The organism is Nonomuraea sp. NPDC048916 (assembly GCF_040649575.1).
Taxonomy (GTDB): Bacteria; Actinomycetota; Actinomycetes; order Streptosporangiales; family Streptosporangiaceae; genus Nonomuraea.
The window spans coordinates 159,424-178,637 of the sequence record NZ_JBEZFS010000003.1 but is presented as its reverse complement, the minus strand read 5'-3'; the positions used below and the strand labels follow the sequence as shown (position 1 = coordinate 178,637).

General features: G+C 71.0%; 21 protein-coding genes. 10 read left to right on the top strand and 11 right to left on the bottom strand.

All coding sequences use genetic code 11. From position 1 onward, the window contains the following. Positions 1–69 precede the first annotated feature (69 nt). Entirely contained in the window at positions 70–816 is a 747-nt protein-coding gene (locus tag AB0C16_RS03815) for a hypothetical protein (protein WP_357678537.1), read from the bottom strand. A gap of 72 nt (positions 817–888) precedes the next feature. Here AB0C16_RS03815 and rmuC point away from each other — a divergent pair, with 72 nt between their 5' ends. After that, complete coding sequence (gene rmuC / locus AB0C16_RS03810) at positions 889–2,154, top strand: DNA recombination protein RmuC (protein ID WP_357678797.1); 1,266 nt, start codon at positions 889–891, stop codon at positions 2,152–2,154. A 41-nt stretch (positions 2,155–2,195) separates the two neighbouring features. Beyond that, positions 2,196–2,678, top strand: coding sequence for a DUF6542 domain-containing protein (locus AB0C16_RS03805; protein WP_357678536.1), 483 nt, complete (start codon positions 2,196–2,198; stop codon positions 2,676–2,678). Here the strand turns inward: AB0C16_RS03805 and AB0C16_RS03800 are convergent. Further along, positions 2,675–3,640: a 4-hydroxy-3-methylbut-2-enyl diphosphate reductase gene (locus AB0C16_RS03800; protein WP_357678534.1), complete on the bottom strand. Its 966-nt coding sequence runs from the start codon at positions 3,638–3,640 to the stop codon at positions 2,675–2,677. The genes AB0C16_RS03805 and AB0C16_RS03800 overlap by 4 nt on opposite strands. A 100-nt stretch (positions 3,641–3,740) precedes the next feature. On the opposite strand from AB0C16_RS03800, the gene AB0C16_RS03795 reads away from it, so the two are divergent. Together AB0C16_RS03795 and xseA are read left to right on the top strand one after the other, a co-directional pair. Next, positions 3,741–4,799 carry a hypothetical protein gene (locus AB0C16_RS03795; protein ID WP_357678532.1) on the top strand — a complete coding sequence of 353 codons (1,059 nt, stop codon included), beginning with the start codon at positions 3,741–3,743 and terminating at the stop codon, positions 4,797–4,799. Between the two features lie 26 nt (positions 4,800–4,825). Beyond that, positions 4,826–6,097, top strand: coding sequence for an exodeoxyribonuclease VII large subunit (gene xseA, locus AB0C16_RS03790; RefSeq protein WP_357678530.1), 1,272 nt, complete (start codon positions 4,826–4,828; stop codon positions 6,095–6,097). Between the two features lie 358 nt (positions 6,098–6,455). On the opposite strand, the gene AB0C16_RS03785 is transcribed toward xseA, so the two are convergent. Next, the gene (locus tag AB0C16_RS03785; RefSeq protein WP_357678528.1) at positions 6,456–7,067 is read right to left on the bottom strand and encodes a TetR/AcrR family transcriptional regulator; all 612 of its coding nucleotides are present in this window, start codon (positions 7,065–7,067) and stop codon (positions 6,456–6,458) included. An 89-nt stretch (positions 7,068–7,156) separates the two neighbouring features. Between AB0C16_RS03785 and AB0C16_RS03780 the strand changes: the two genes are divergently transcribed. Continuing rightward, positions 7,157–7,570, top strand: coding sequence for a nitroreductase family deazaflavin-dependent oxidoreductase (locus AB0C16_RS03780; protein ID WP_357678527.1), 414 nt, complete (start codon positions 7,157–7,159; stop codon positions 7,568–7,570). A 27-nt stretch (positions 7,571–7,597) separates the two neighbouring features. On the opposite strand, the gene AB0C16_RS03775 is transcribed toward AB0C16_RS03780, so the two are convergent. Genes AB0C16_RS03775 through AB0C16_RS03765 form a run of 3 tightly spaced genes read right to left on the bottom strand, consistent with a single transcriptional unit; the run spans position 7,598 to position 9,024 of the window. Next, on the bottom strand, positions 7,598–7,834 hold the full coding sequence (locus AB0C16_RS03775) for an exodeoxyribonuclease VII small subunit (protein ID WP_357678525.1): 237 nt from the start codon (positions 7,832–7,834) through the stop codon (positions 7,598–7,600). Positions 7,835–7,870: 36 nt separating this feature from the next. Continuing rightward, positions 7,871–8,401, bottom strand: a complete 531-nt coding sequence (locus AB0C16_RS03770) for a DUF4245 domain-containing protein (protein WP_357678523.1) — start codon at positions 8,399–8,401, stop codon at positions 7,871–7,873. A gap of 11 nt (positions 8,402–8,412) precedes the next feature. Then, complete coding sequence (locus AB0C16_RS03765; RefSeq protein WP_357678521.1) at positions 8,413–9,024, bottom strand: TetR/AcrR family transcriptional regulator; 612 nt, start codon at positions 9,022–9,024, stop codon at positions 8,413–8,415. An 82-nt stretch (positions 9,025–9,106) separates the two neighbouring features. Here AB0C16_RS03765 and glpX point away from each other — a divergent pair, with 82 nt between their 5' ends. After that, the gene (gene glpX / locus AB0C16_RS03760) at positions 9,107–10,141 is read left to right on the top strand and encodes a class II fructose-bisphosphatase (RefSeq protein ID WP_357678519.1); all 1,035 of its coding nucleotides are present in this window, start codon (positions 9,107–9,109) and stop codon (positions 10,139–10,141) included. Positions 10,142–10,232: 91 nt separating this feature from the next. Here the strand turns inward: glpX and AB0C16_RS03755 are convergent, their stop codons facing one another. Then, entirely contained in the window at positions 10,233–10,883 is a 651-nt protein-coding gene (locus AB0C16_RS03755) for a DUF1707 domain-containing protein (protein WP_357678518.1), read from the bottom strand. 175 nt (positions 10,884–11,058) lie between these two features. Between AB0C16_RS03755 and AB0C16_RS03750 the strand changes: the two genes are divergently transcribed. Further along, the gene (locus AB0C16_RS03750) at positions 11,059–11,730 is read left to right on the top strand and encodes a DUF998 domain-containing protein (protein ID WP_357678516.1); all 672 of its coding nucleotides are present in this window, start codon (positions 11,059–11,061) and stop codon (positions 11,728–11,730) included. A 22-nt stretch (positions 11,731–11,752) separates the two neighbouring features. Continuing rightward, positions 11,753–12,907 (top strand): MFS transporter, encoded by a 1,155-nt coding sequence (locus tag AB0C16_RS03745; protein WP_357678514.1) that lies wholly within the window; start codon positions 11,753–11,755, stop codon positions 12,905–12,907. Here the strand turns inward: AB0C16_RS03745 and AB0C16_RS03740 are convergent. The 3 genes from AB0C16_RS03740 to AB0C16_RS03730 are packed head-to-tail and all read right to left on the bottom strand — an operon-like array spanning position 12,891 to position 16,245. After that, positions 12,891–13,751, bottom strand: coding sequence for a deoxyribose-phosphate aldolase (locus AB0C16_RS03740; RefSeq protein WP_357678512.1), 861 nt, complete (start codon positions 13,749–13,751; stop codon positions 12,891–12,893). The two genes, AB0C16_RS03745 and AB0C16_RS03740, sit on opposite strands and share 17 nt — an antisense overlap. Further along, positions 13,744–14,727, bottom strand: a complete 984-nt coding sequence (locus AB0C16_RS03735) for a Gfo/Idh/MocA family oxidoreductase (RefSeq protein WP_357678510.1) — start codon at positions 14,725–14,727, stop codon at positions 13,744–13,746. The genes AB0C16_RS03740 and AB0C16_RS03735 overlap by 8 nt, the downstream gene beginning before the upstream one ends. A gap of 48 nt (positions 14,728–14,775) precedes the next feature. Continuing rightward, complete coding sequence (locus AB0C16_RS03730) at positions 14,776–16,245, bottom strand: PLP-dependent aminotransferase family protein (protein ID WP_357678508.1); 1,470 nt, start codon at positions 16,243–16,245, stop codon at positions 14,776–14,778. Between the two features lie 68 nt (positions 16,246–16,313). Between AB0C16_RS03730 and AB0C16_RS03725 the strand changes: the two genes are divergently transcribed. Together AB0C16_RS03725 and AB0C16_RS03720 are read left to right on the top strand one after the other, a co-directional pair. Next, positions 16,314–17,189, top strand: coding sequence for a DMT family transporter (locus tag AB0C16_RS03725; protein WP_357678506.1), 876 nt, complete (start codon positions 16,314–16,316; stop codon positions 17,187–17,189). An 80-nt stretch (positions 17,190–17,269) separates the two neighbouring features. Continuing rightward, positions 17,270–18,922 (top strand): fumarate hydratase, encoded by a 1,653-nt coding sequence (locus AB0C16_RS03720; protein ID WP_357678504.1) that lies wholly within the window; start codon positions 17,270–17,272, stop codon positions 18,920–18,922. Between the two features lie 100 nt (positions 18,923–19,022). Here AB0C16_RS03720 and AB0C16_RS03715 read toward each other — a convergent pair whose 3' ends face one another. Beyond that, positions 19,023–19,211 (bottom strand): DUF5999 family protein, encoded by a 189-nt coding sequence (locus AB0C16_RS03715; protein WP_357678503.1) that lies wholly within the window; start codon positions 19,209–19,211, stop codon positions 19,023–19,025. Positions 19,212–19,214: the final 3 nt, after the last annotated feature.

Below are 19,214 nucleotides of genomic sequence, written 5' to 3'. Positions count from 1 at the left end.
CCGGCCGCACGCGCCCTGGGCTGCAGTATTGGATGGTTGCCTCGCTACGCTCGCTCACGTGCAGCGAGTTTACTTGCTGCGAAGACGCAGGCAGGTCACGGGCCGATAGGCCCCCCGGCTCTCCAGGTAGTGGTCCGACCCCTCCGGGCAGCGCGCGGCCGAGGGCTCGAAGGACCTGACCCGGGCCCACGCCTGCCCGGACGAGCAGGCCACGCGGGCGATCGCCGACCTGGTCACCACGTCGCGGGCGGGGCGGGCCACGCACATCCCCCGCTCCAGCACCCGGCCGCCCCTGCCGAGGCAGATCACGCCGTCGGCGGTCAACGTGTCGAGGGTGCCCGCGGGGCAGCCGGACGCGTCATTCACGATCGCGACCGCCCTGCCGTACCAGCCGGGCCGCGAACACGCCCGCTCGCGGCCGTCGAGCGCGACGCAGTCGCCCGCCCTGAGCACGCCGCCACCGCCGCCGGGCGCGCCGGGATGCGGGTCGAGGAAATCACGTACGCAGGCCGTACGGGCCTGGCCGATGCGGACGACGTCGTCGGTGTCGTCGGGGCAGCCGCCGAGGCCCGGCGGGTCGGCGGCGACGGCCAGCACCTCGGAGTGGCCGCCGTTGCACGCCGTCAGGTCGTATCTCGCGCCGGTCCTGCGCACACAGGCGCCCGGCGACCAGCGCAACAGCTGCGCCGACACCGACGGCTCGGGCGAGCCGGTGCGGGCGCCCGCTCCGGTCAGCGCCAACGCCCCCGCGACCACCCCGGACACGATGGCGATGGTCGCGAGGAGTGCCACCACCATGCGAATCCCCGTAATCATAGGGGTACTGTGCGTGACAACGGGTGCGCGCGCAAGCGTGTCTGGCGGATCCGAGCACGATGTCCTGCAATCATCGATGGAGTGGACGCCGTCTCGCTTCTCATCGGGCTCGTCGCCGGGTTCGCCATCGGGTTCCTGGTGGCCCGCACTCGCGCGGCGGTCCGGGTGGCCGAGGCCGACGCGCAGGCCAAGGCGTCGGCCGACAAGCTGGTCTACGTCGAGGAGCAGCTGGCCGAGCGCTTCCAGGCCCTGTCCACGCGGGCTCTCGACGTCAACAACATCCGTTTCCTGGAGCTGGCCGAGACCAGGTTCGCCGCCAGCCGCGTGGAGGCGACCGGCGACCTCGACCAGCGCAGGCAGGCCGTCGAGCACCTGGTCGAGCCACTGAAGGAGGCGCTCGCCCGGGTCGAGACGCAGCTGCGCGACACCGAGTCGGGCCAGCGGGCCGCCCGCGCCGAGCTGGCCAAGCAGATGGAGTTCGTCCGGCAGAGCAATGTGGAGCTGCGCTCCCAGACCACGGCACTGGTGCGCGCGCTGCAACGGCCCGAGGCACGCGGCCGGTGGGGCGAGCTGCAGCTGCGCAGGGTGGCCGAGATCGCCGGGATGCAGCGCCACTGCGACTTCGACGAGCAGGTCACCGAGGGCGCCATGCGGCCCGACATGGTGGTGCGGCTGGCCGGCGGCAAGAACATCGTGGTCGACTCCAAGGTCTCGCTGGCCGCCTACCTGGAGGCCGCCGAGGCGTCCGACGAGTCGCTGGCCACCGTCCGCCTCGACGCGCACGCCCGGCACGTACGCGAGCACGTCGACCGGCTGGCCGCCAAGGCCTACTGGCAGGCGTTCAACCCGTCGCCCGAGTTCGTGGTGCTGTTCATCCCCGGCGAGGCGTTCCTGGCTCCGGCGCTGGAGCGCGATCCCGCGCTGCTCGAGTACGCGATGACCAGACGGGTGCACATCGCCACCCCCACCACGCTGATCACGATGCTGCGCACCGCTCACTACGCCTGGCAGCAGGCCGCGCTCAGCGAGAACGCCCGCGCGGTGTTCGAGCTGGGCAAGGAGCTGTACGAACGGCTGTCTTCGCTGGGTAGGAATGTAGAGTCCCTGGGCAAGTCGCTCACCCGGGCGGTCGAGGCGTACAACAAGACCGTGGGATCACTCGAAAGCCGCGTCCTGGTCAGTGCGCGCAAACTTCATGATCTGGGAGTTGTCGACGGTGACCTCGACTCCCCGGAGATGCTCGAGGACCTTCCCAGGCCGCTGGCCTCGCCCGAACTGCTCGAAACCTCGTCTCTCCTTTCGCACGCGAACGGTAAGTTGGCCAACGGGTCGCAGTGAGGGGGGCGGGGCCAGTGAGTGAGAAAGGCCGGCGTTCAGCGGTGAAGCTGACCGCCCGCGGCGCCATCGCGCTCGCCCTGATCGCCACCCTGGCGGGTTACGTCGTGGCCGCGCTGGTCGATCTGCCGATCGTCACCGGGGTGGTGTTCGTGGTCGCGAGCCTGCTCGGGGTGCTGCTGGTCAACCCGCGTGAGCTGCTGTCGCTGGTCGTCACGCCGCCGCTGGTGTTCTTCACGGCGACCTTCTTCGTCGAGCTCGGCCGGGCGTTCGGCTCGGTCTCGATCATGCAGTCACTCGCGCTCGGCCTGTACGGCTCGCTGTCGAGCGGCGCGCCCTGGCTCTTCGCGGGCTCGGCCGTCGTGCTCGGCGTGGCCTGGCGGCGCGGCCTGCGCGACAACGTACGGGAACTACGCGAAGAGCTCCGCGCGGGCGCTGAGGTGCCGCGCCCGCGCCAGCCGTTCGTGCCCGAGCCCGAGGGTTACTTCGAGCCCAAGGTCTATGGGACGCCGCGCGGCGACGACTAGGAGGCCCGCAGGTCCTTGCGCAGCTCGTGGGGCAGCGCGAACCTCATGCTCTCCTTGACCGACTCGACCTGCTCCACGTCGTCGAAGCCGTGCCCGGCCAGCCTGGCGAGCACCTCGTCGACCAGCTCCTCGGGCACCGAGGCGCCGCTGGTCACGCCGACCGTGGTGACGCCGTCGAGCCACTCGTCCTTGATGAACGTGGCGTTGTCGACCAGGTAGGAGGCGTCGGCGCCGTACTCCTTGGCGACCTCGACCAGCCTCTTGGAGTTGGAGGAGTTTTCCGAGCCGACCACGATGACCAGCTCCGACCGCGCCGCGATCTCCTTCACCGCCACCTGGCGGTTCTGGGTGGCGTAGCAGATGTCGTCGCTGGGCGGGTCGATCAGCGTGGGGAAGCGTTCCTTGAGCCGGGCGACCGTCTCGATCGTCTCGTCGACCGACAGCGTGGTCTGCGACAGCCAGACCAGCTTGGACGGGTCCTTCACCGTCACGCTGCCGACCGAGTCGAGGCCGTCGACCAGCTGGATGTGGTCGGGCGCCTCGCCCGAGGTGCCCTCGACCTCCTCGTGGCCCTCGTGACCGATCAGCAGGATGTCGTAGTCTTGGCCGGCGAACCTCTTCGCCTCGTTGTGCACCTTGGTCACCAGCGGACAGGTCGCGTCGATGGTGCGCAACCCGCGCTGCTTCGCCTCGTCGTGCACGACGGGTGAGACTCCGTGGGCCGAGAAGACGACGATCTCGCCCTCCGGCACTTCCTCGGTCTCCTCGACGAAGATGGCGCCCTTGGCCTCGAGCGTCTTGACCACGTGGGTGTTGTGCACGATCTGCTTGCGCACGTAGATCGGCGCACCGTACTGCTCCAGAGCCTTCTCGACCGCTACCACGGCTCGATCGACTCCGGCGCAGTAGCCGCGGGGCTTGGCTACAAGGACACGGCGGGAAGTGCGGGACTGGGGCTCCATACTTCTTATGCTACGTGGAGCGGCCGACAGGCCCACGCGTGCATGGTTGCCCGCCGTTTGCCAGACTGGCCGTCCAATACTGACCTCCCAGGGAGCCGTCATGTCCCTCAGCGACGTGATACGCAACATCGCCAAGACCGTCACCGACAAGGAGAAGGCCAAGGACCTTCCGCTCTTCGTCGTCCAGTCCACGCTGAGCGCCGCCGGACAGGCGCTGCTCCTCGTCGACCGGATGAAGAACTCGATCAAGGGCCTGGCCGGGAAGGGCGAGAAGGAGGAGTCGTACGACTCCCGCCCCTCCGCCGCCGACCAGGTGGCGGCACCCGCGTCCGCCGAGGAGAAGGCCGAGGAGAAGCCCGCGCGCAAGGAGCCGATCATCTTCGCGCCGCGCCCGTCGCCGGAGCCCGCCGAGGCCAACGGGGCCGCCAAGGCCACGCCTGACCCGGTCATCTTCGCGCCCGCCAAGACCGAGCCGGCCAAGGGCGAGACCGCCAAGACCGCCGAGCCTGTCGCCGAGCCCGCCGCGGCCACCGAGCCTCCGGTCGGCGCCGAGCCGCCCGCCGCCTCGGCGGAGCCCACCGTCGCGACCGAGCCGCCGGCCGGCGCCGAGCCCGTCAAGCCCAAGGCGACGGTCATCACCCCCGCCGCCGAGCCTGTCGTCGAGCCCATCGAGCCTTCGGCCGGGACCACCACGGGCCCCACCGCTGCGGAAGCCGCCACGGTGCCCGCCGTCGAGTCTTCGGCCGAGGCCGCCACGGGATCCACCACCGCGGAAGCCGCCACCGCCAAGCCGAAGGCGGCTCCGAAGTCCAGGACGGCTGCGAAGCCGAAGGCCACCAAGCCCAAGGCGGCCGCCAAGCCGGCAGGCACCGCTAAGACCGGAGCCGGCGCCAAGCCGGAAGCCGCCGCAAAGGCCGAAGCAGAGGTCAAGACGGTCGCGGAGCCCGCGGTGAAGGCCGCGACCGGGGCCGCCGCCGGCCTGGCCGAGCCGCTGCCGGGCTACTCCGGGCTGACCGTGGCGTCGCTGCGGGCCAGGATGCGCGGCAAGTCGACCGAGCAGATGACCGAGCTGCTGGCGTACGAGCAGGCCACGGCCGCGCGGCCTGAGGTCATCCGGATGTTCGAGAACCGGCTGGCCAAGCTGCGAGCCGGGGAATAGTCGGTCCGGCACCGTAGTCTTCCGGCATGACCTCGAAGACCTCGCCCGAGTCTCCGCTGCCGATCCGCACCGTCCTGCAAATGGTGGGTGGCTGGATCGGCAAGCTGGGCACGGTCTGGGTCGAGGGCCAGATCACCGAGCTGACGGCGCGCGGCGGCACGGTGTTCCTGACGCTGCGCGACCCGGTGGCCAACGTGTCGGCCCGGGTCACCGCACCGCGCGGCGTCTACGAGGCGGCCATGCCGCGTCCCGCCGACGGCGCCCGGGTCGTGATGCACGTCAAGCCCGACTTCTGGATCAACAAGGGCTCGTTCGCGTTCACCGCGCTGGAGATCCGTCCTGTCGGCGTAGGAGAGCTGCTCGCCCGGCTGGAGCGGTTGCGCCGCCTGCTGGCCGCCGAGGGGTTGTTCAACACCGACCGGAAGCGGCGGCTGCCGTTCCTGCCGGGCACGGTGGGGCTGATCTGCGGGCGTGACTCGGCGGCGGAGCGCGACGTGCTGGAGAATTCCCGGCGCCGCTGGCCCGCGGTCCGCTTCAAGGTGGAGCAGGTGGCCGTCCAGGGCCCCTACGCCGTGGGCGAGGTCACCGAGGCGCTGCGCAAACTCGACGCCGACTCGTCGGTCGACGTGATCGTCATCGCCCGTGGCGGCGGCTCGCTGGAGGATCTGCTGCCGTTCTCGGACGAGACGCTGGTGCGCTCGGTGGCCGCGTGCCGCACCCCGGTGGTGAGCGCGATCGGTCACGAGCAGGACAGCCCGCTGCTCGACCTCGTGGCCGACGTGAGGGCGTCCACCCCCACCGACGCCGCCAAGAAGGTCGTGCCCGACGTGGGCGAGCAGTTGACCCTGGTGCGCCAGCTCCGCGACCGGGGCCGCAGGGTCGTCGGCGGCTGGCTCGACCGGGAGACCTCGTGGCTCACGTCGGTCCGTTCCCGCCCCTCCCTCGCCGATCCGGTGCGCGAGCTCGAACGCCGGGCCGAGCAGGCCGACGCCCTCCGCGACCGGGCGCGGCGCTCGCTCTCCAGTTCCCTCGACCGCGCCGAAGACTCCCTGTCCCATCTGCGCGCCCGCCTGGTGGCTCTGTCGCCGGCGGCGACGCTCGAGCGCGGCTACGCCATCGTCCAGCACCCGTCCGGTGAGGTCGTCCGCCTGGCCAAGGACGTCTCGCCGGGCGCCCTCCTGACGATCCGGCTCACCGATGACCGCCTGACGGTCCGTGCGGAGGCTCCTGACGACGGCGCCGCCGCCGCTCCGGCCAAGCCGCGCAAGCCTCGTAAGAAACCCGCCGACCCGGCCTGACCGCCCTCGACCACGTCACCCGGCCACGTAACCCGGCCACGTCACTCGATCACGTCACTCGATCACGTCGGCGGCATCCGCCACCCGGGCAACTCCCGTACGTGCCAGATCCGCCTCCGGCCGACCACCGACCGTCCCCGTACGAAACGACTTGGTTGTACCCGCACAAGACGGTTTTCCGGTCCGAGATGATTTGGTCGCACCCGTTCGAGGCGGTCAACTCGCCCCGCGCGAGACGGTTTGGCCATCCCCGCGCGAGACGGTTTGGTCGCACCCGTACGAGGCGGTCAACTCTCCCCCTGCGAGACGGGTTTGCTCACAGCCGTCCGAGAGCGAGATGGGTTGCCGGATGTGGGCGTCAGGCGCGTGGGTCGCTGGTCACGCAGTGGGCCAGGTCGTCGAGGGCCGATTTGATGGCCTCGACGGACATGCCGCGTTCGTCACGCTGGTAGCGGATCAGGTGGGCGTTGACCGAGGCGAGCAGCGCGTCGGCCAGGAAGCGGGCGTCGGCGCCGGGGCGGGCCTGGGCGAGCAGGGCGGCCAGGTGGGTGTGGTGCACCTGGTAGGGACCGCCGAAGCGCGCCTTGGGCGACCCGAGCTCGACCAGCAGGAACAACTCCTGCTGGTCCACCACCCGGTCGACGGTGGCGCTCAGGAAGGCACGGACGCGTTCGGCGGGTGGCGCGCCGGGGCCGACAGGCGGGGGCCCGCTCAGGAAGGCCCGCTGGAAGCGGCGCTCCCGCTCGTCGATGAGCGCCCACACGAGCCCGGCCCGGTCGCCGAAGCGGCGGTAGACGGTGCCGACGCCGACGGACGCCTCTTTCGCCACCTCGTCGAGGGACAGTTGGTCGGCGCCGCGCTCGGCGATCATGCGGGAGGCGACTTCGATGATCTTCTGCCGGTTGCGTGCGGCATCGGCCCGTTCGGGCTGGGGCTGCCCGATCACCGGCAGCGATTGGCGTCCGCACACACGTGTGAGCCTATCGGTTGTAACCGGAAAATCCTCCGTATAGGCTTCCGGACGTAACCGGAGAGTTCTCCGATTCAAGGGAGCCTGACATGCCGAACGACTTCAACCAGCAGATCATCGACGAGTTCCGCGCCAACGAGGGCCGGGTCGGCGGGATGTTCGAGGGCTCGCCCCTGGTCCTGCTCACGACCAAGGGAGCCAGGAGCGGCCGGCCGACCACCACACCGGTCATGTATCTGCGCGACGACGACAGGGTCGTCGTCATCGCCTCCAACGCCGGGGCCGACAACAACCCGGCGTGGTATCACAACCTGCGCGCCAACCCGGAGGTCACGGCCGAGATCGGCACCGAGACGTTCGAGGCCGAGGCGGTCGTGATCGAGGGCGAGGAGCGCGACCGCCTCTACGCCCGGATGGTCGAGATCGCGCCCGGCTTCGCGGAGTACGAGGCCAAGACCGACCGGCGCATCCCGGTGGTCGCCCTGGAGCGCTCGACCGCCTGAGCCCGGCGCGGGAACAGCCCGGACCGCTCAGAACGGTGCGTCGTCGTCTCGGGCGGCGGTGGGGTCGGAACGGCGGGCCATGGCGGCGGCGAGCTTGACCCTGGCCCCCTGGAGCCATTCCTCGCAGATGGCGGCCAGCTTCTCGCCGCGCTCCCAGAGCTCGATCGACTGCTCCAGGGTGAGCCCGCCCGTCTCCAGGCGGCGCACCACCTCGGTCAGCTCCTCGCGGGCCTGCTCGTATGAGGGTGCCTTCTCTTCTGCCACAGGCACCACCTTAGGGTCGGCGGCCGACAATGCGCGTCAGCCCTGGGGACGTTGCTGGAGGGAGGCCGCCAACTCGGCCAGCTCCGGCCAGTCGGCCGTGCCCGTGACCACCAGAGTGGCCTCGGGCAGCATGCGGACCAGCGAGCGTTGGTTCTTGTCCTCGCGGAAACGCCGCTCCCACGGCTGGCCGTCGATCTGCTGGGTGCCCACCGCTCGCTCGGTGTTGGCCATCCGGCTGGCGAAGCCGGCCGCGGGCTTCTCGTCGCTCTCCATCAGCATGGCGTGCTCGCGCTTGGCCGTGGCGTAGCCGAGGGAGAGGACCTGCGCGCCGTTTTCGCCCTCGGCGATGCGGTTGCTGTTGGGCACCCAGCCGGCCGGGTCCTTGACAGGAGCCCAGACCCCGTAGGGGACGGAGTGGCCGAAGTTGGCGACGGTGATCGAGTATTCGCGCCTGGGGATGTGCTCGTCACGGCTCTGCGGCGCGATCAGCAGGAACAACCCCGCCGCCGCGAGACAGACGAACACGGCTACCACGTAGCCGTAGAAACCTTCGGTGAACCGTCGCACATCTGGTGAGGTTACCCGCTGGTGGACCCGCCCGCCGAAGTGGCCGGACGGATCTGGCCGATGATGGTGAGCACGTCCTCGGCGAGCACTCTGTCACCCGAGAGCACGACCTCGGAGACGGCGGCGGCCAGCGCGCCGGTGATGACCACGACCAGCGCGGCCTCGTCGTCCTCGAAGAGGGCGGCGTTGCGCTGCGCCCAGGTGCGCAGCCGGTCGCGCATGACGACCTCGAAGCCCGGCGGGCCGTCACCGCGCAGGAACAGCGCGGCGAGCTCGCGCTCTTCGAGGCAGCCGTCGAGATAGGCGCGCGCGGCGCCGACGAAGACCCGCATCGGGTCGGTCTCGCCCGCGGCCCTGGCCTCGCGGGCGGCCTTCTTCGTGCGCTGGGCCTGCCTGGCCTGGAACTCCTCGAACAGCGTGCGGTAGAGGTCGGCCTTGCCGGAGAAGTGGTGGTAGAGGCTGCCGACGCTGGCCTCGGCCCGACCCACCACATCGGTCACCCCGGCCTCGGCGAACCCCTTGGAGATGAAGACCTCCCGGGCGGCCCTGAGTAGCGCGCCGCGAGTGGCCGCACCGCGCTCGGAGGTGCGGGGTGTGACCGGCTGTTCGACATCGCTGCTCATGGCAGGCACATTATCCTCCGCTGACCGGGGATACAGGGACAACTACCATCGAGACAGTTGTCCACAAGGAGGTCCTTTCATCATGTCCGATCAGACGTCCGTCCCCCCTGCATTGGCCACGGGCGAGCACGCCCCTGATCGAAACCTCGCTCTTGAACTCGTTCGCGTTACGGAGGCCGCCGCGATGGCCGCCGCCCGGTGGGTGGGCAGAGGCGACAAGAACGGCGCCGACGGAGCCGCGGTCAACGCCATGCGACAGTTGATCAACACCGTCTCAATGAACGGGGTGGTGGTCATCGGCGAGGGTGAGAAGGACCATGCCCCGATGCTGTTCAACGGCGAGCAGGTCGGCGACGGCAGCGGTCCCGACTGCGACGTGGCGGTCGACCCGATCGACGGCACCCGGCTGACCGCCCTGGGCATGCCCGACGCGGTGTCGGTGATCGCGGTGAGCGAGCGCGGGTCGATGTACGACCCGTCGGCCGTGTTCTACATGGAGAAGCTGGTCACCGGCCCGCAGGCGGCGGACGTGGTCGACATCGAGGCTCCCGTCTCCGCCAACATCAACGCGGTCGCCAGGGCCAAGGGCTGCTCGGCCTCCGACGTCACCGTGATCGTGCTCGACCGTCCCCGGCACGAGCAGCTGGTCAAGGAGATCAGGGCGACCGGAGCCCGGATCAAGTTCATCGTCGACGGCGACGTGGCGGGCGCGATCGCGGCGGCCCGCGATGGCACGGGCATCGACCTGATGCTGGGCATCGGCGGCACCCCCGAGGGCATCGTGGCCGCGTGCGCGCTCAAGTGCCTGGGCGGCGTCATCCAGGGCAAGCTGTGGCCGCGTGACGAGGCCGAACGCCGCAGGGCGCTCGACGCCGGACACGACCTCAACCGGGTGCTCACGACCAACGACCTGGTCAGGTCCGACGACGTGTTCTTCGCGGCGACGGGCATCACACAGGGCGAGCTCATGCAGGGCGTACGGTTCAGCGGCGGCGTCGCGAGGACCCACTCGCTGGTGATGCGCGGGCGCTCGGGCACGATCCGCAAGGTCGACAGCGAGCACCAGCTGTGGAAGCTGCGGGCCTACAGCGCGATCAACTTCGACTCCGCCGGCTGAGCGACGGCGGAGCGGCCACAAAAGGTCACAAGAAGTCACGAGCGGTCACAAGAGGCCACGAACAGGCCACGAGCGGCCATGAGCGGGCCGGTCAGCGGCGGCGCTTGCGGCGGGGCGGCTCCTTGACCTTGACGTCGCCCGCGAAGTTGGTGGTGCGCACCTCGACCACGGGCGCCCCGGGCTCGGTGGGCTGCTTGGTCAGCCGCACGGTCTTGCCCTTGGCGACGCGGATGACCTCGAGGTCGGCCGGCACCTGGATCTCCAGGCCGCCGAAGACCAGCGTGGCGTTGATCACGATGCGGCGGTTCTGCAGGATCGCGTCACGCAGGTCGAGCTTGGTGGTGCCGAACATGGCCGTCACGTCGAGTTCGGCGGGCACCACCCACCGGCCGCCCCGCTGCTCCTGCTTGAAGAAGGCCGACACCGGCCGGCCGTCGAGGTTGAGCGGCTGTTGCTCGGCGGGGAGCAGGTCCACGGTGACCTCGGCGAGCTCCCCGAGGGTGCGGGCGGCGTAGACGATGCCGAGCCGGTCCTCCAGCTCCTCGAGGGTGATGCGGCCGTCGGCGTGGGCGTCCTGCAGCACCTGTGCGATGCGCTCGCGGTCGTCGTCGGAGGCGCGCAGCTCGTGTGGCTGCGGCCCCGCCTGTTTGGGAGTGGATCGACGCGCGGTGGCCCACTCCTCGGCCAGCCGCTCTCCGACTTCCTGCAGGCGTGGGAGCCAAGACCCCGGGCGTTCATTCACACTTCCGACGATATCCGGCAGGCGGGATGTTCGCTCGGGTCTGTTGGACCGTGTCAGCCGATTCGCCCGCACAAGCGGTCAAACCCCGGAATCCGCCGGGCTTTTCGCCCGTTGACCCGGACAGGACCGGTGGTTCCGGGCGACTCTCCCGGCCCCCGTACGGAGAGGGGTGGGCGTGCGGCAGGCGGCTCGATGGGGACTCGGCGCGGTGGGCGCCGGCGTGGCGTTGATCGCCGGTCTCGACCTGCTCAATCTTGGGGAGATCAACCCGTTGAGGCGGACCATCAGCGAGCACGGCCTCGGCGCGCAGGGCTGGATCTTCGGCCTGGGGGTCGCACTGCTGGCGGGCGGATCCGCGGCCATCGGCGTCTCGCTGGCCCGCATCCGGCTGGCCGGGACCTTCGGCACGCTCGCGCTGATGGCGTGGAGCGCCGGGTTGCTGGTGACGGCGTCGTTCCCCAAGCACGACTGGTCGGTGGGCCCGAGCCTGAGCGGCAGCATCCACCGGGCGGGCAGCCTGGTGGCGTTCCTCAGCCTCCCGCTGGCGGCGCTGATCATCGCCCGGCCCTGGCGGCACGCCGAGGGACGCAGGCACGCGGTGTTCGCCTTCGGCCTCGGTCTGGGCTCGGTGCTCTGGGTGGTGGGCATCGGCGCGATGGTGCTGGTGGGGGCGCGCACCGGCCTGTCGTGGTGGCAGGTCATGCCGCTCGGCCTGGTCGAACGTGGTCTCGCGGCGACCGAGGTCGCCGCCGTGGTCGCCCTCGGCGTGTGGGGCGCCCGGCACCGGCCCGCGCCTGCTGGCGGAGGCACTGGCGAAGCGAATAACCTGACCACGCCTCACGTTTGATTCCCCCCATCTGGAGGCCTCCGTGCCGTCTCCGCGTGATCGCCAGGCCCGCATCGCCACGTTCGCCGCCTACGCCGTACAGGGCCTGTCGTTCGCGACACTGCTCACCCAGGTCGCGAACCTGCAGAACAAGCACCACCTCAGCGAGGGATCCCTGACGCTGTTGCTGCTCATCGTCCCCGTCTTCGCCGGGATCGGCAGCGTGGGCGCGGGCATGTTCGCCGCCCGCAGGGGCAGCAAACCACTGCTGCGCGTCGCCCAACCGGCGGTGGCGATCGCCGTGGTGCTCGCCGGGCTCGCGCCGAACGTGCCGATGCTGGTGCTCGCGCTGCTCCTGTTCGGGGTGGCGGTCGGCGCGGTCGACGCGGGCATCAACATGCAGGGCGTGACGGTCGAACGGAGGTACGGCCGGGCGGTGCTGAACGGCTTCCACTGCGTGTGGAGCGTCTTCAGCCTGGCCGGAGCGCTCTGGGCGTCGGCCGCGGCCTCGCTCGCCCTGCCCGTCGTCATGGGGCTCCCGATGCTGCTGGCCGTGGCGGGCTCGGTCTACGCCGGGCCGAGGCTCTGCACGGTCCAGGAGGAGAAGGTCGAGTCCATGCAGGTCCTGGCCGGCCGGTTCCCGTGGAAGCCGATCATCCCGCTCTGCCTGGCGATGGGCTTCCTGTACGTCGGGGACGCGGCGGTCTCCAACTTCAGCACCGTCTTCATGCAGGACATCCTGCGCGCGGGCGCGGGCGTGGTGCCGCTCGGCTACGCCGCCTACCAGGCCACCACGCTGGCCGTACGGCTCGGCGGCGACCTCGCGGTGCGGAGGTACGGCCCGGCCGCCATCGTCAGGATCGGCGGGGCCATCGCGACCCTCGGTTTCCTGGGCATCGTCTTCGCGCCCAGCCAGCCGCTGGCCATCGTGGCGTTCGGGCTGACCGGGGTCGGCCTGTCGGTGGTGGCTCCGCAGTCGTTCTCGGCGGCGGGCAGGCTGGACCCGGCGGGCACCGGGGTGGCGATCGCCAGGGTCAACCTGTTCAACTACGTCGGTTTCATCGTCGGCGCGGCGCTGGTCGGCGGCATCGCGGACGCCGCGGACATGCGGGTGGCGTTCGCCGCGCCGCTCGTGCTGGCCGCCGCGATCATCGTGCTGGCCAGGGGCTTCGAGCCGGCGGTCAAGGCCCGAGCATAGCCACGGCGGTGTCCACGGCCGCGGCCACGTCGTTGTCGGGCGGGTAGAGCAGCGCCCGTCCGACCACGAGCCCGCGTACGCCCGGCAGCCGCAGCGCCTTGCGCCAGGACGCGTAGGCCAGGTCAGGGGCGTCGCCGGGGTCGCCGCCGAGCAGCAGGGTGGGCAACGTGGTGGCCTGCATGATCTGTTGCATGCCGTCGACGACGGGGATCTTCAGCCAGGTGTGGGCCGAGGTCGCGCCGAGCCCCTGCGCCACGTTGATCGCCCGGATCACGCCTTCCGGCGACAGGTCGTGGCCCGCCCGGCCCGACCAGAACGGCTCGACCATCGCCACCAGCCCGTGCTCGGCCAGCTCGGTGATCGCCCGGCCGCACGCCTGCAGGGTCGAGGCGGTGCCGGGCTCGTCGAGGGCGATGCGGCAGAGCATCTTGCCGCCGTCGAGCCGCATCCGCGTGATCGTGCCGGTGTCGTACGCGGTGAACCGGTCGTCGAACTCGAAGACCGCTCCCTGGAGGCCGCCCCGGTTCATCGAGCCGATGACGATCCGGTCGTCGAGCGCGCCGAGCAGCAGCAGGTCCTCGACGACGTCTGGAGTGGCCAGCAGCCCGTCGACGCCGGGCCGCGACAGCGCGATGGTGAGGCGTTCGAGCAGCTCGACGCGGCTGCCCATGGCCAGCGGGCGCCCGCCCACGCCGAGGGCGCCCCGGGCCGGATGGTCGGCGGCGATGATCAGCAACTGGTCGCGCTCACCCAGGAGCGGCCTGCGCCGCCGTGCCGCCGCCGCCTCGGCGACGCGCTCCGGAAACCTCGCCCTGGTCTCGCGCAGCTCCCGGTAGTCAGCCAACCCTCGGCACCCCGTTCTCGTCGTACGGGTGACTCCGCGTCGTACGGACCTCGTGAAGCCGGACGGAACGGCCCTCGCGGCGCGACAGTTCGGCGGCCTCGGCGATGTAGAGGGCCGCCAGGGCGTCCTCGATCGAGCACAGGCTGCGGTCGCTGCGCAGGAAGCCGTCGATCTCGTCGGTGTAGGCCTGCCGGAAACGGCTGACGAAGTCGGGCCAGGGCGCCCCGGGCGGCTGGAGCCCTTCGGCCGAGCGCAGCGGGACGTGCGGGTCGAGGCCGACGACCTGGGTGCCCTTCGTGCCCGCCACCTCCATGCGCACGTCGTAGCCGGCGCCGTTGTAGCGGGAGCCCTGCAGGGTGACCAGCGTGCCGTCGTCGAGGGTGAGCACCGCGGCGCTGTTGTCCACGTCGCCGGCCTCGGCGAAGAAGGCGGCGCCGCGGTTGGAGCCGGTGGCGTAAACCGAGACGACCTCGCGGCCGGTCACCCAGCGCAGGATGTCGAAGTCGTGGATGTGGCAGTCACGGTAGATGCCGCCGGAGAGCCGGATGTACTCGGCGGGCGGGGGCGCCGGATCGGCGGTGATCAGGTGCACCCGCTGCAGCTCCCCCAGCTCGCCGTCGCGGAGCGCGCGGGCCGCGGCGGTGTAGCCGGCGTCGAACCTGCGCTGGAAGCCGATCTGCACCCGGTTGCCCCGGGCGGCCTCCAGCACCTCCAGGGTCTCCTCGACGTCACCGGCCACCGGTTTCTCGCAGAAGGCCGGGATGCCCCTCCGGCAGGCTTCGATCAGCAGCTCGGCGTGTGTGCCGGTCGGGGTGGCGATGACCACGGCGTCGGCGTCGAACGGATCACCCGGCCGGCCGTACGGGGACGTGCGGACGGGATCGGCCACGATCAGCTCGTCCACCAGCGGATGCGCGGCCAGGGTGGCCGCGTGGAACGCGCCGATCCGGCCCAGACCCAGCAGTCCCACACGCATGACGCCTCCAAGGGGAGTGGTCTTTCTTTGTAAGCGAGATCTTCTCCTTCAGTCAATACTTTGTCCTGACATTCTGACCTTTAAGCCTCGAACGGCCTCCACGGCTCTGTGGGCCGGAAGCCTGGCGAAGCCGACGACCACGGCCGGTCCGCCCTTCGTGAAGCGCATCGGCGCGACCGGCTCGGCGGCCAGTCCCTGCTCCTGGGCCAGCTCCGACACCCTGCCCTCGTCCCAGCCGTCCGGCAGCCGGAGGTAGATGTGCAGGCCCGCCTCGATGCCGTGCACCCGGACCTCTGGCAGGTGCTCGGCCAGCGCGCCGACCAGGGAGTCCCTGCGGCGGTGGTATTCGCGGCGCATCCGGCGCAGGTGCTTGTCGTAGCCGCCGGTGCGCAGGAAGTGGGCCAGCGCGTACTGCTCGACGACCGGGGAGCCGAGATCCAGCTCACCGCGCGCCCGGCGGACGGCCTCGGCCAGCTCGGCCGGGGCCACCACCCAGCCCAGCCGCAGACCGGGCGCAAGGGCCTTGCTCACGCTGCCCGACAGGATCACCCGGTCGGGGGCCAGCCCCTGGAGGCAGCCCACCGGGTCGCGGTCGAAGCGGAACTCCGCGTCGTAGTCGTCCTCCAGCACGGTGGCGCCGGCGGTGTGGGCCCATTCCATGAGCGCGGCCCGCCGCTCCGGGGAGAGGACCACGCCCGTCGGGTACTGGTGGGCGGGCGTGACCAGCACCGCTTCGGCCGGCTGGTCGCGCAGGGCCGCCACGTCGAGCCCCTGGTCGTCGACCGGCACGGGCAGCAGGCGGGCGCCAGCCCGCCGCAGGAGCGGGACCTGCCGGTGGCTGGTCGGATCCTCGATGGCCAGCGGGAGCCGCCCGCCCCGCCCGATCTGCCCTGTTCCGGCCCGTCCGGTGCCCGTCCGGCGTGCGCCGGCCCGCCCGGTTCGGGTCCGCCCGGTTCGGGTCCGTTGGGTGAGGACGTGCAGGACCAGGCTGAGGCCCTGCGCCACGCCGCCCACGATCACCAGGTTCTCCGGGGCCACGTCGGCGGCCCGCACCCGCCTGAGGTAGCCGGCCAGCTCCTCGCGCAGCTCCGGGACACCACCCGGGTCGCCGTAGTCGAGCGCGTCGGAGGGTGCCGTGGTGAGGACGTGTCTGACGGAGGCCAGCCAGCGTTCGCGCGGGAAGTGGCCCAGGTCGGGAGAGGTGGGGCGGTGGCCGTAGTAGGGCCCGGGGCCCTCGGAGCCCGCAGGCGCGGGTGGAGCCGGGGGACGGGCGGCGGCGGGGGCGACGCGGGTGCCGGAGCCCACCCGGGAGATCAGGAAACCCTCGGCCACCAGCTGCTCATACGCCTCCACCACGACCCCGCGCGAGACCGCCAGGTCCGTGGCCAGGTCGCGGCTGGCGGGAAGGCGGGTGCCGGGAGTGAGGCGCCCGCGGCGGATGGCTTCGCGCAGCTGGGCGGCGATCTGCGCGGCTATGCCCCCCTCGGCATGATTGATCGGCACATGAAGGTCCGCCACATTGGTCCCCTTACATGTCAGTTCATTGGACTGTTTCGGAGAACCATTGTCTCCCTAGCATCCCTTCCATGAGAAACGGTGTGACCGGCGCGGCGAGCGCGATGTTCCTCGTGGGGACACTGGCCGGAGTGTCGGGACTGGTCCAGGACTACCCCCTCTACGGCGGACAGGCGGTGCGCTACCTGGCGGCGGCGGTCATCCTGCTCGTCGTGACGCGGGCGATGGGTCTGCGGTTCGTCCGGCTCACGCTCAAGGAGTGGGCTCTCCTGGGCGGGCTGGCGCTGCTCGGGCTGGTCATCTTCAACGTGTGCGTGATCGAGTCCACCCGCGCCTCGGGGCCTGCGCTGGTCGGCACCGTGCTCGGCACCGTGCCGCTGGCCCTCGCGCTGGCCGGCGGCCGGCCCGCGCCACGGCTGCTCGTGGGCGCGACCGTGGTGGTGGCGGGCGCGACGCTCGCCACGGGACTCGGCAGCGGCAACCTGCCCGGGCTGCTGTGGGCGCTGGGCGCGCTGGTCGGGGAGATCAGCTTCTCGCTGCTGGCCATCCCGCTGCTGCCCAAACTGGGGGCGATCCGGGTGAGCGCCTACTCGACGATGCTGGCCGTGCCCATGCTGGCGCTGATCGGGCTGGCCAGGGAAGGCGCCGGCATGCTGCGGGTGCCGACGGCGGCCGAACTGCTCGGGTTCGGCTACCTGGCGACGGTGGTGACCGTGCTGGCGTTCTTCCTCTGGTACACCTCGCTGCCCAAGCTGGGCCCCGGCCGCGCGGGACTGTTCGCCGGGCTCATCCCGGTCGGCGCGATCATCACCGGGCTGGTGCTGGGCATCGCCACGCCGTCCGGCTACGACCTGCTCGGCGCGGGCCTGGTGATCGCGGGCATCGTGGTGGGTCTCACCGACAGCCGCTCCCCCGAGCCGGTCCGGCTCGCCGCCGACGCCACCTGACAGACCCGCATACGGTACGCCCCCACGGCACGAACACGACCGGCCGGGGGCGTACCCTTTGGGGGATCGAAAGGATGGTCATGGCCGAGTTCGACTACACCGACCTGCTTCCGCTGGGCGCCGACGACACCACATACCGGCTGATCACATCGGAGGGGGTGCGGAGAGTCGAGGCAGCGGGCCGTACGTTCCTGGAGGTCGACCCGGAGGCGTTGCGGCTGCTCACCGAGACGGCCGTGCACGACATCTCGCACTACCTGCGGCCGTCCCACCTGGCACAGCTCCGCAAGATCGTCGACGACCCCGAGTCCAGCGGCAACGACCGGTTCGTCGCGCTCGACCTGCTCAAGAACGCGTCCATCTCGGCCGGCGGCGTGCTGCCCATGTGCCAGGACACCGGCACCGCGATCGTCATGGGCAAGCGCGGCCGCCACGTGCTGACCGACGGGCGCGACGCCGAGCACATCTCGCGCGGCGTCTACGACGCCTACACCAGGCTCAACCTCCGCTATTCGCAGATGGCCCCGCTGACCATGTGGGAGGAGAAGAACACGGGCGACAACCTGCCCGCCCAGATCGAGCTCTACGCCGAAGACCCGTTCGGCCACGCCGACGAGTACAAACTGCTGTTCATGGCCAAGGGCGGCGGGTCGGCCAACAAGTCGTTCCTCTACCAGGAGACCAAGGCGGTGCTCAACGAGAAGCGCATGCTGGCCTTCCTGGAGGAGAAGATCCGCTCGCTCGGCACCGCCGCCTGCCCGCCATACCATCTGGCGATCGTCGTGGGCGGCACCTCGGCCGAATACGCCCTGAAGACGGCCAAGTACGCGAGTGCCCGCTACCTCGACTCGATCCCCACCGAGGGGTCGCCCGCCGGGCACGGCTTCCGCGACCTGGAGCTGGAGGCGAAGGTCTTCGAGCTGACCCAGAAGCTCGGCATCGGCGCCCAGTTCGGCGGCAAGTACTTCTGCCACGACGTCCGCGTCATCCGGCTCCCCCGGCACGGCGCCTCCTGCCCGGTGGCCATCGCCGTCTCCTGTTCGGCCGACCGGCAGGCCCTGGCCAAGATCACCCCCGAGGGCGTCTTCCTGGAGCAGTTGGAGACCGACCCGGCCCACTTCCTGCCCGACACCACCGACGAGCACCTCTCCGACGACGTCGTCTCGGTGGACCTCAACCGCCCCATGCCGGAAATCTTGGCCGAGTTGACGAAATATCCCGTGAAGACGCGGCTTTCCTTGACCGGTCCCCTGGTGGTCGCCCGCGACATCGCCCACGCGAAGATCGCCGAGCTGCTCGACGACGGCGGCGAGATGCCGCGGTATCTGAAGGACCACGCGGTCTACTACGCCGGCCCGGCCAAGACGCCCGAGGGCTACGCCTCCGGCTCGTTCGGCCCCACGACCGCCGGACGCATGGACTCCTACGTCGAACGCTTCCAGTCGGCGGGCGGCTCGATGGTCATGCTGGCCAAGGGCAACAGGTCGAAGCAGGTCACGGAGGCGTGCCAGAAGTATGGCGGCTTCTACCTGGGCTCCATCGGCGGCCCGGCGGCCCGGCTGGCCCAGGACTGCATCAAGAAGGTCGAGGTCCTGGAGTATCCCGAGCTGGGTATGGAGGCGGTCTGGAAGATCGAGGTCGAGAACTTCCCCGCGTTCATCGTCGTGGACGACAAGGGAGAAGACTTCTTCACCGACACCACGGGGCCGGTGCTGAGCATCGGCCGCCGCTAGGCGGACGGCCGGAAGGTGCCGGGTGGGCGATCACACCGCTCGGCACCGCGCCGGTCGGAACCAGCCGCTTAGGCAGGACGGCGGTGAAGGCGGAGGCGGCTCACGCGGCGACGGGGGCCCGATGAGGGGCCACGACCCTGCCGTCGGGCAGCAGCAGACCGGTGTCCTCGAACAGCACGACACCGTTGCAGAGCAGGCTCCACCCTTGGTCGGGGTGAGCCGAGATCACGTGTGACGCCTCACGGTCGGGCGAGTCGGCACTGGGGCAAGCGGGGAAGTGACTGCACATGGT

Bases quoted from the DNA above. Each gene is read 5' to 3' on its own strand.
- AB0C16_RS03795 (WP_357678532.1), top strand. From the start codon at position 3,741: ATGTCCCTCAGCGACGTGATACGCAACATCGCCAAGACCGTCACCGAC.
- xseA (WP_357678530.1), top strand. From the start codon at position 4,826: ATGACCTCGAAGACCTCGCCCGAGTCTCCGCTGCCGATCCGCACCGTC.
- AB0C16_RS03780 (WP_357678527.1), top strand. From the start codon at position 7,157: ATGCCGAACGACTTCAACCAGCAGATCATCGACGAGTTCCGCGCCAAC.
- AB0C16_RS03815 (WP_357678537.1), bottom strand. From the start codon at position 816: ATGATTACGGGGATTCGCATGGTGGTGGCACTCCTCGCGACCATCGCC.
- AB0C16_RS03725 (WP_357678506.1), top strand. From the start codon at position 16,314: ATGAGAAACGGTGTGACCGGCGCGGCGAGCGCGATGTTCCTCGTGGGG.
- AB0C16_RS03800 (WP_357678534.1), bottom strand. From the start codon at position 3,640: ATGGAGCCCCAGTCCCGCACTTCCCGCCGTGTCCTTGTAGCCAAGCCC.
- AB0C16_RS03765 (WP_357678521.1), bottom strand. From the start codon at position 9,024: ATGAGCAGCGATGTCGAACAGCCGGTCACACCCCGCACCTCCGAGCGC.
- AB0C16_RS03735 (WP_357678510.1), bottom strand. From the start codon at position 14,727: ATGCGTGTGGGACTGCTGGGTCTGGGCCGGATCGGCGCGTTCCACGCG.
- AB0C16_RS03715 (WP_357678503.1), bottom strand. From the start codon at position 19,211: ATGTGCAGTCACTTCCCCGCTTGCCCCAGTGCCGACTCGCCCGACCGT.
- glpX (WP_357678519.1), top strand. From the start codon at position 9,107: ATGTCCGATCAGACGTCCGTCCCCCCTGCATTGGCCACGGGCGAGCAC.
- AB0C16_RS03720 (WP_357678504.1), top strand. From the start codon at position 17,270: ATGGCCGAGTTCGACTACACCGACCTGCTTCCGCTGGGCGCCGACGAC.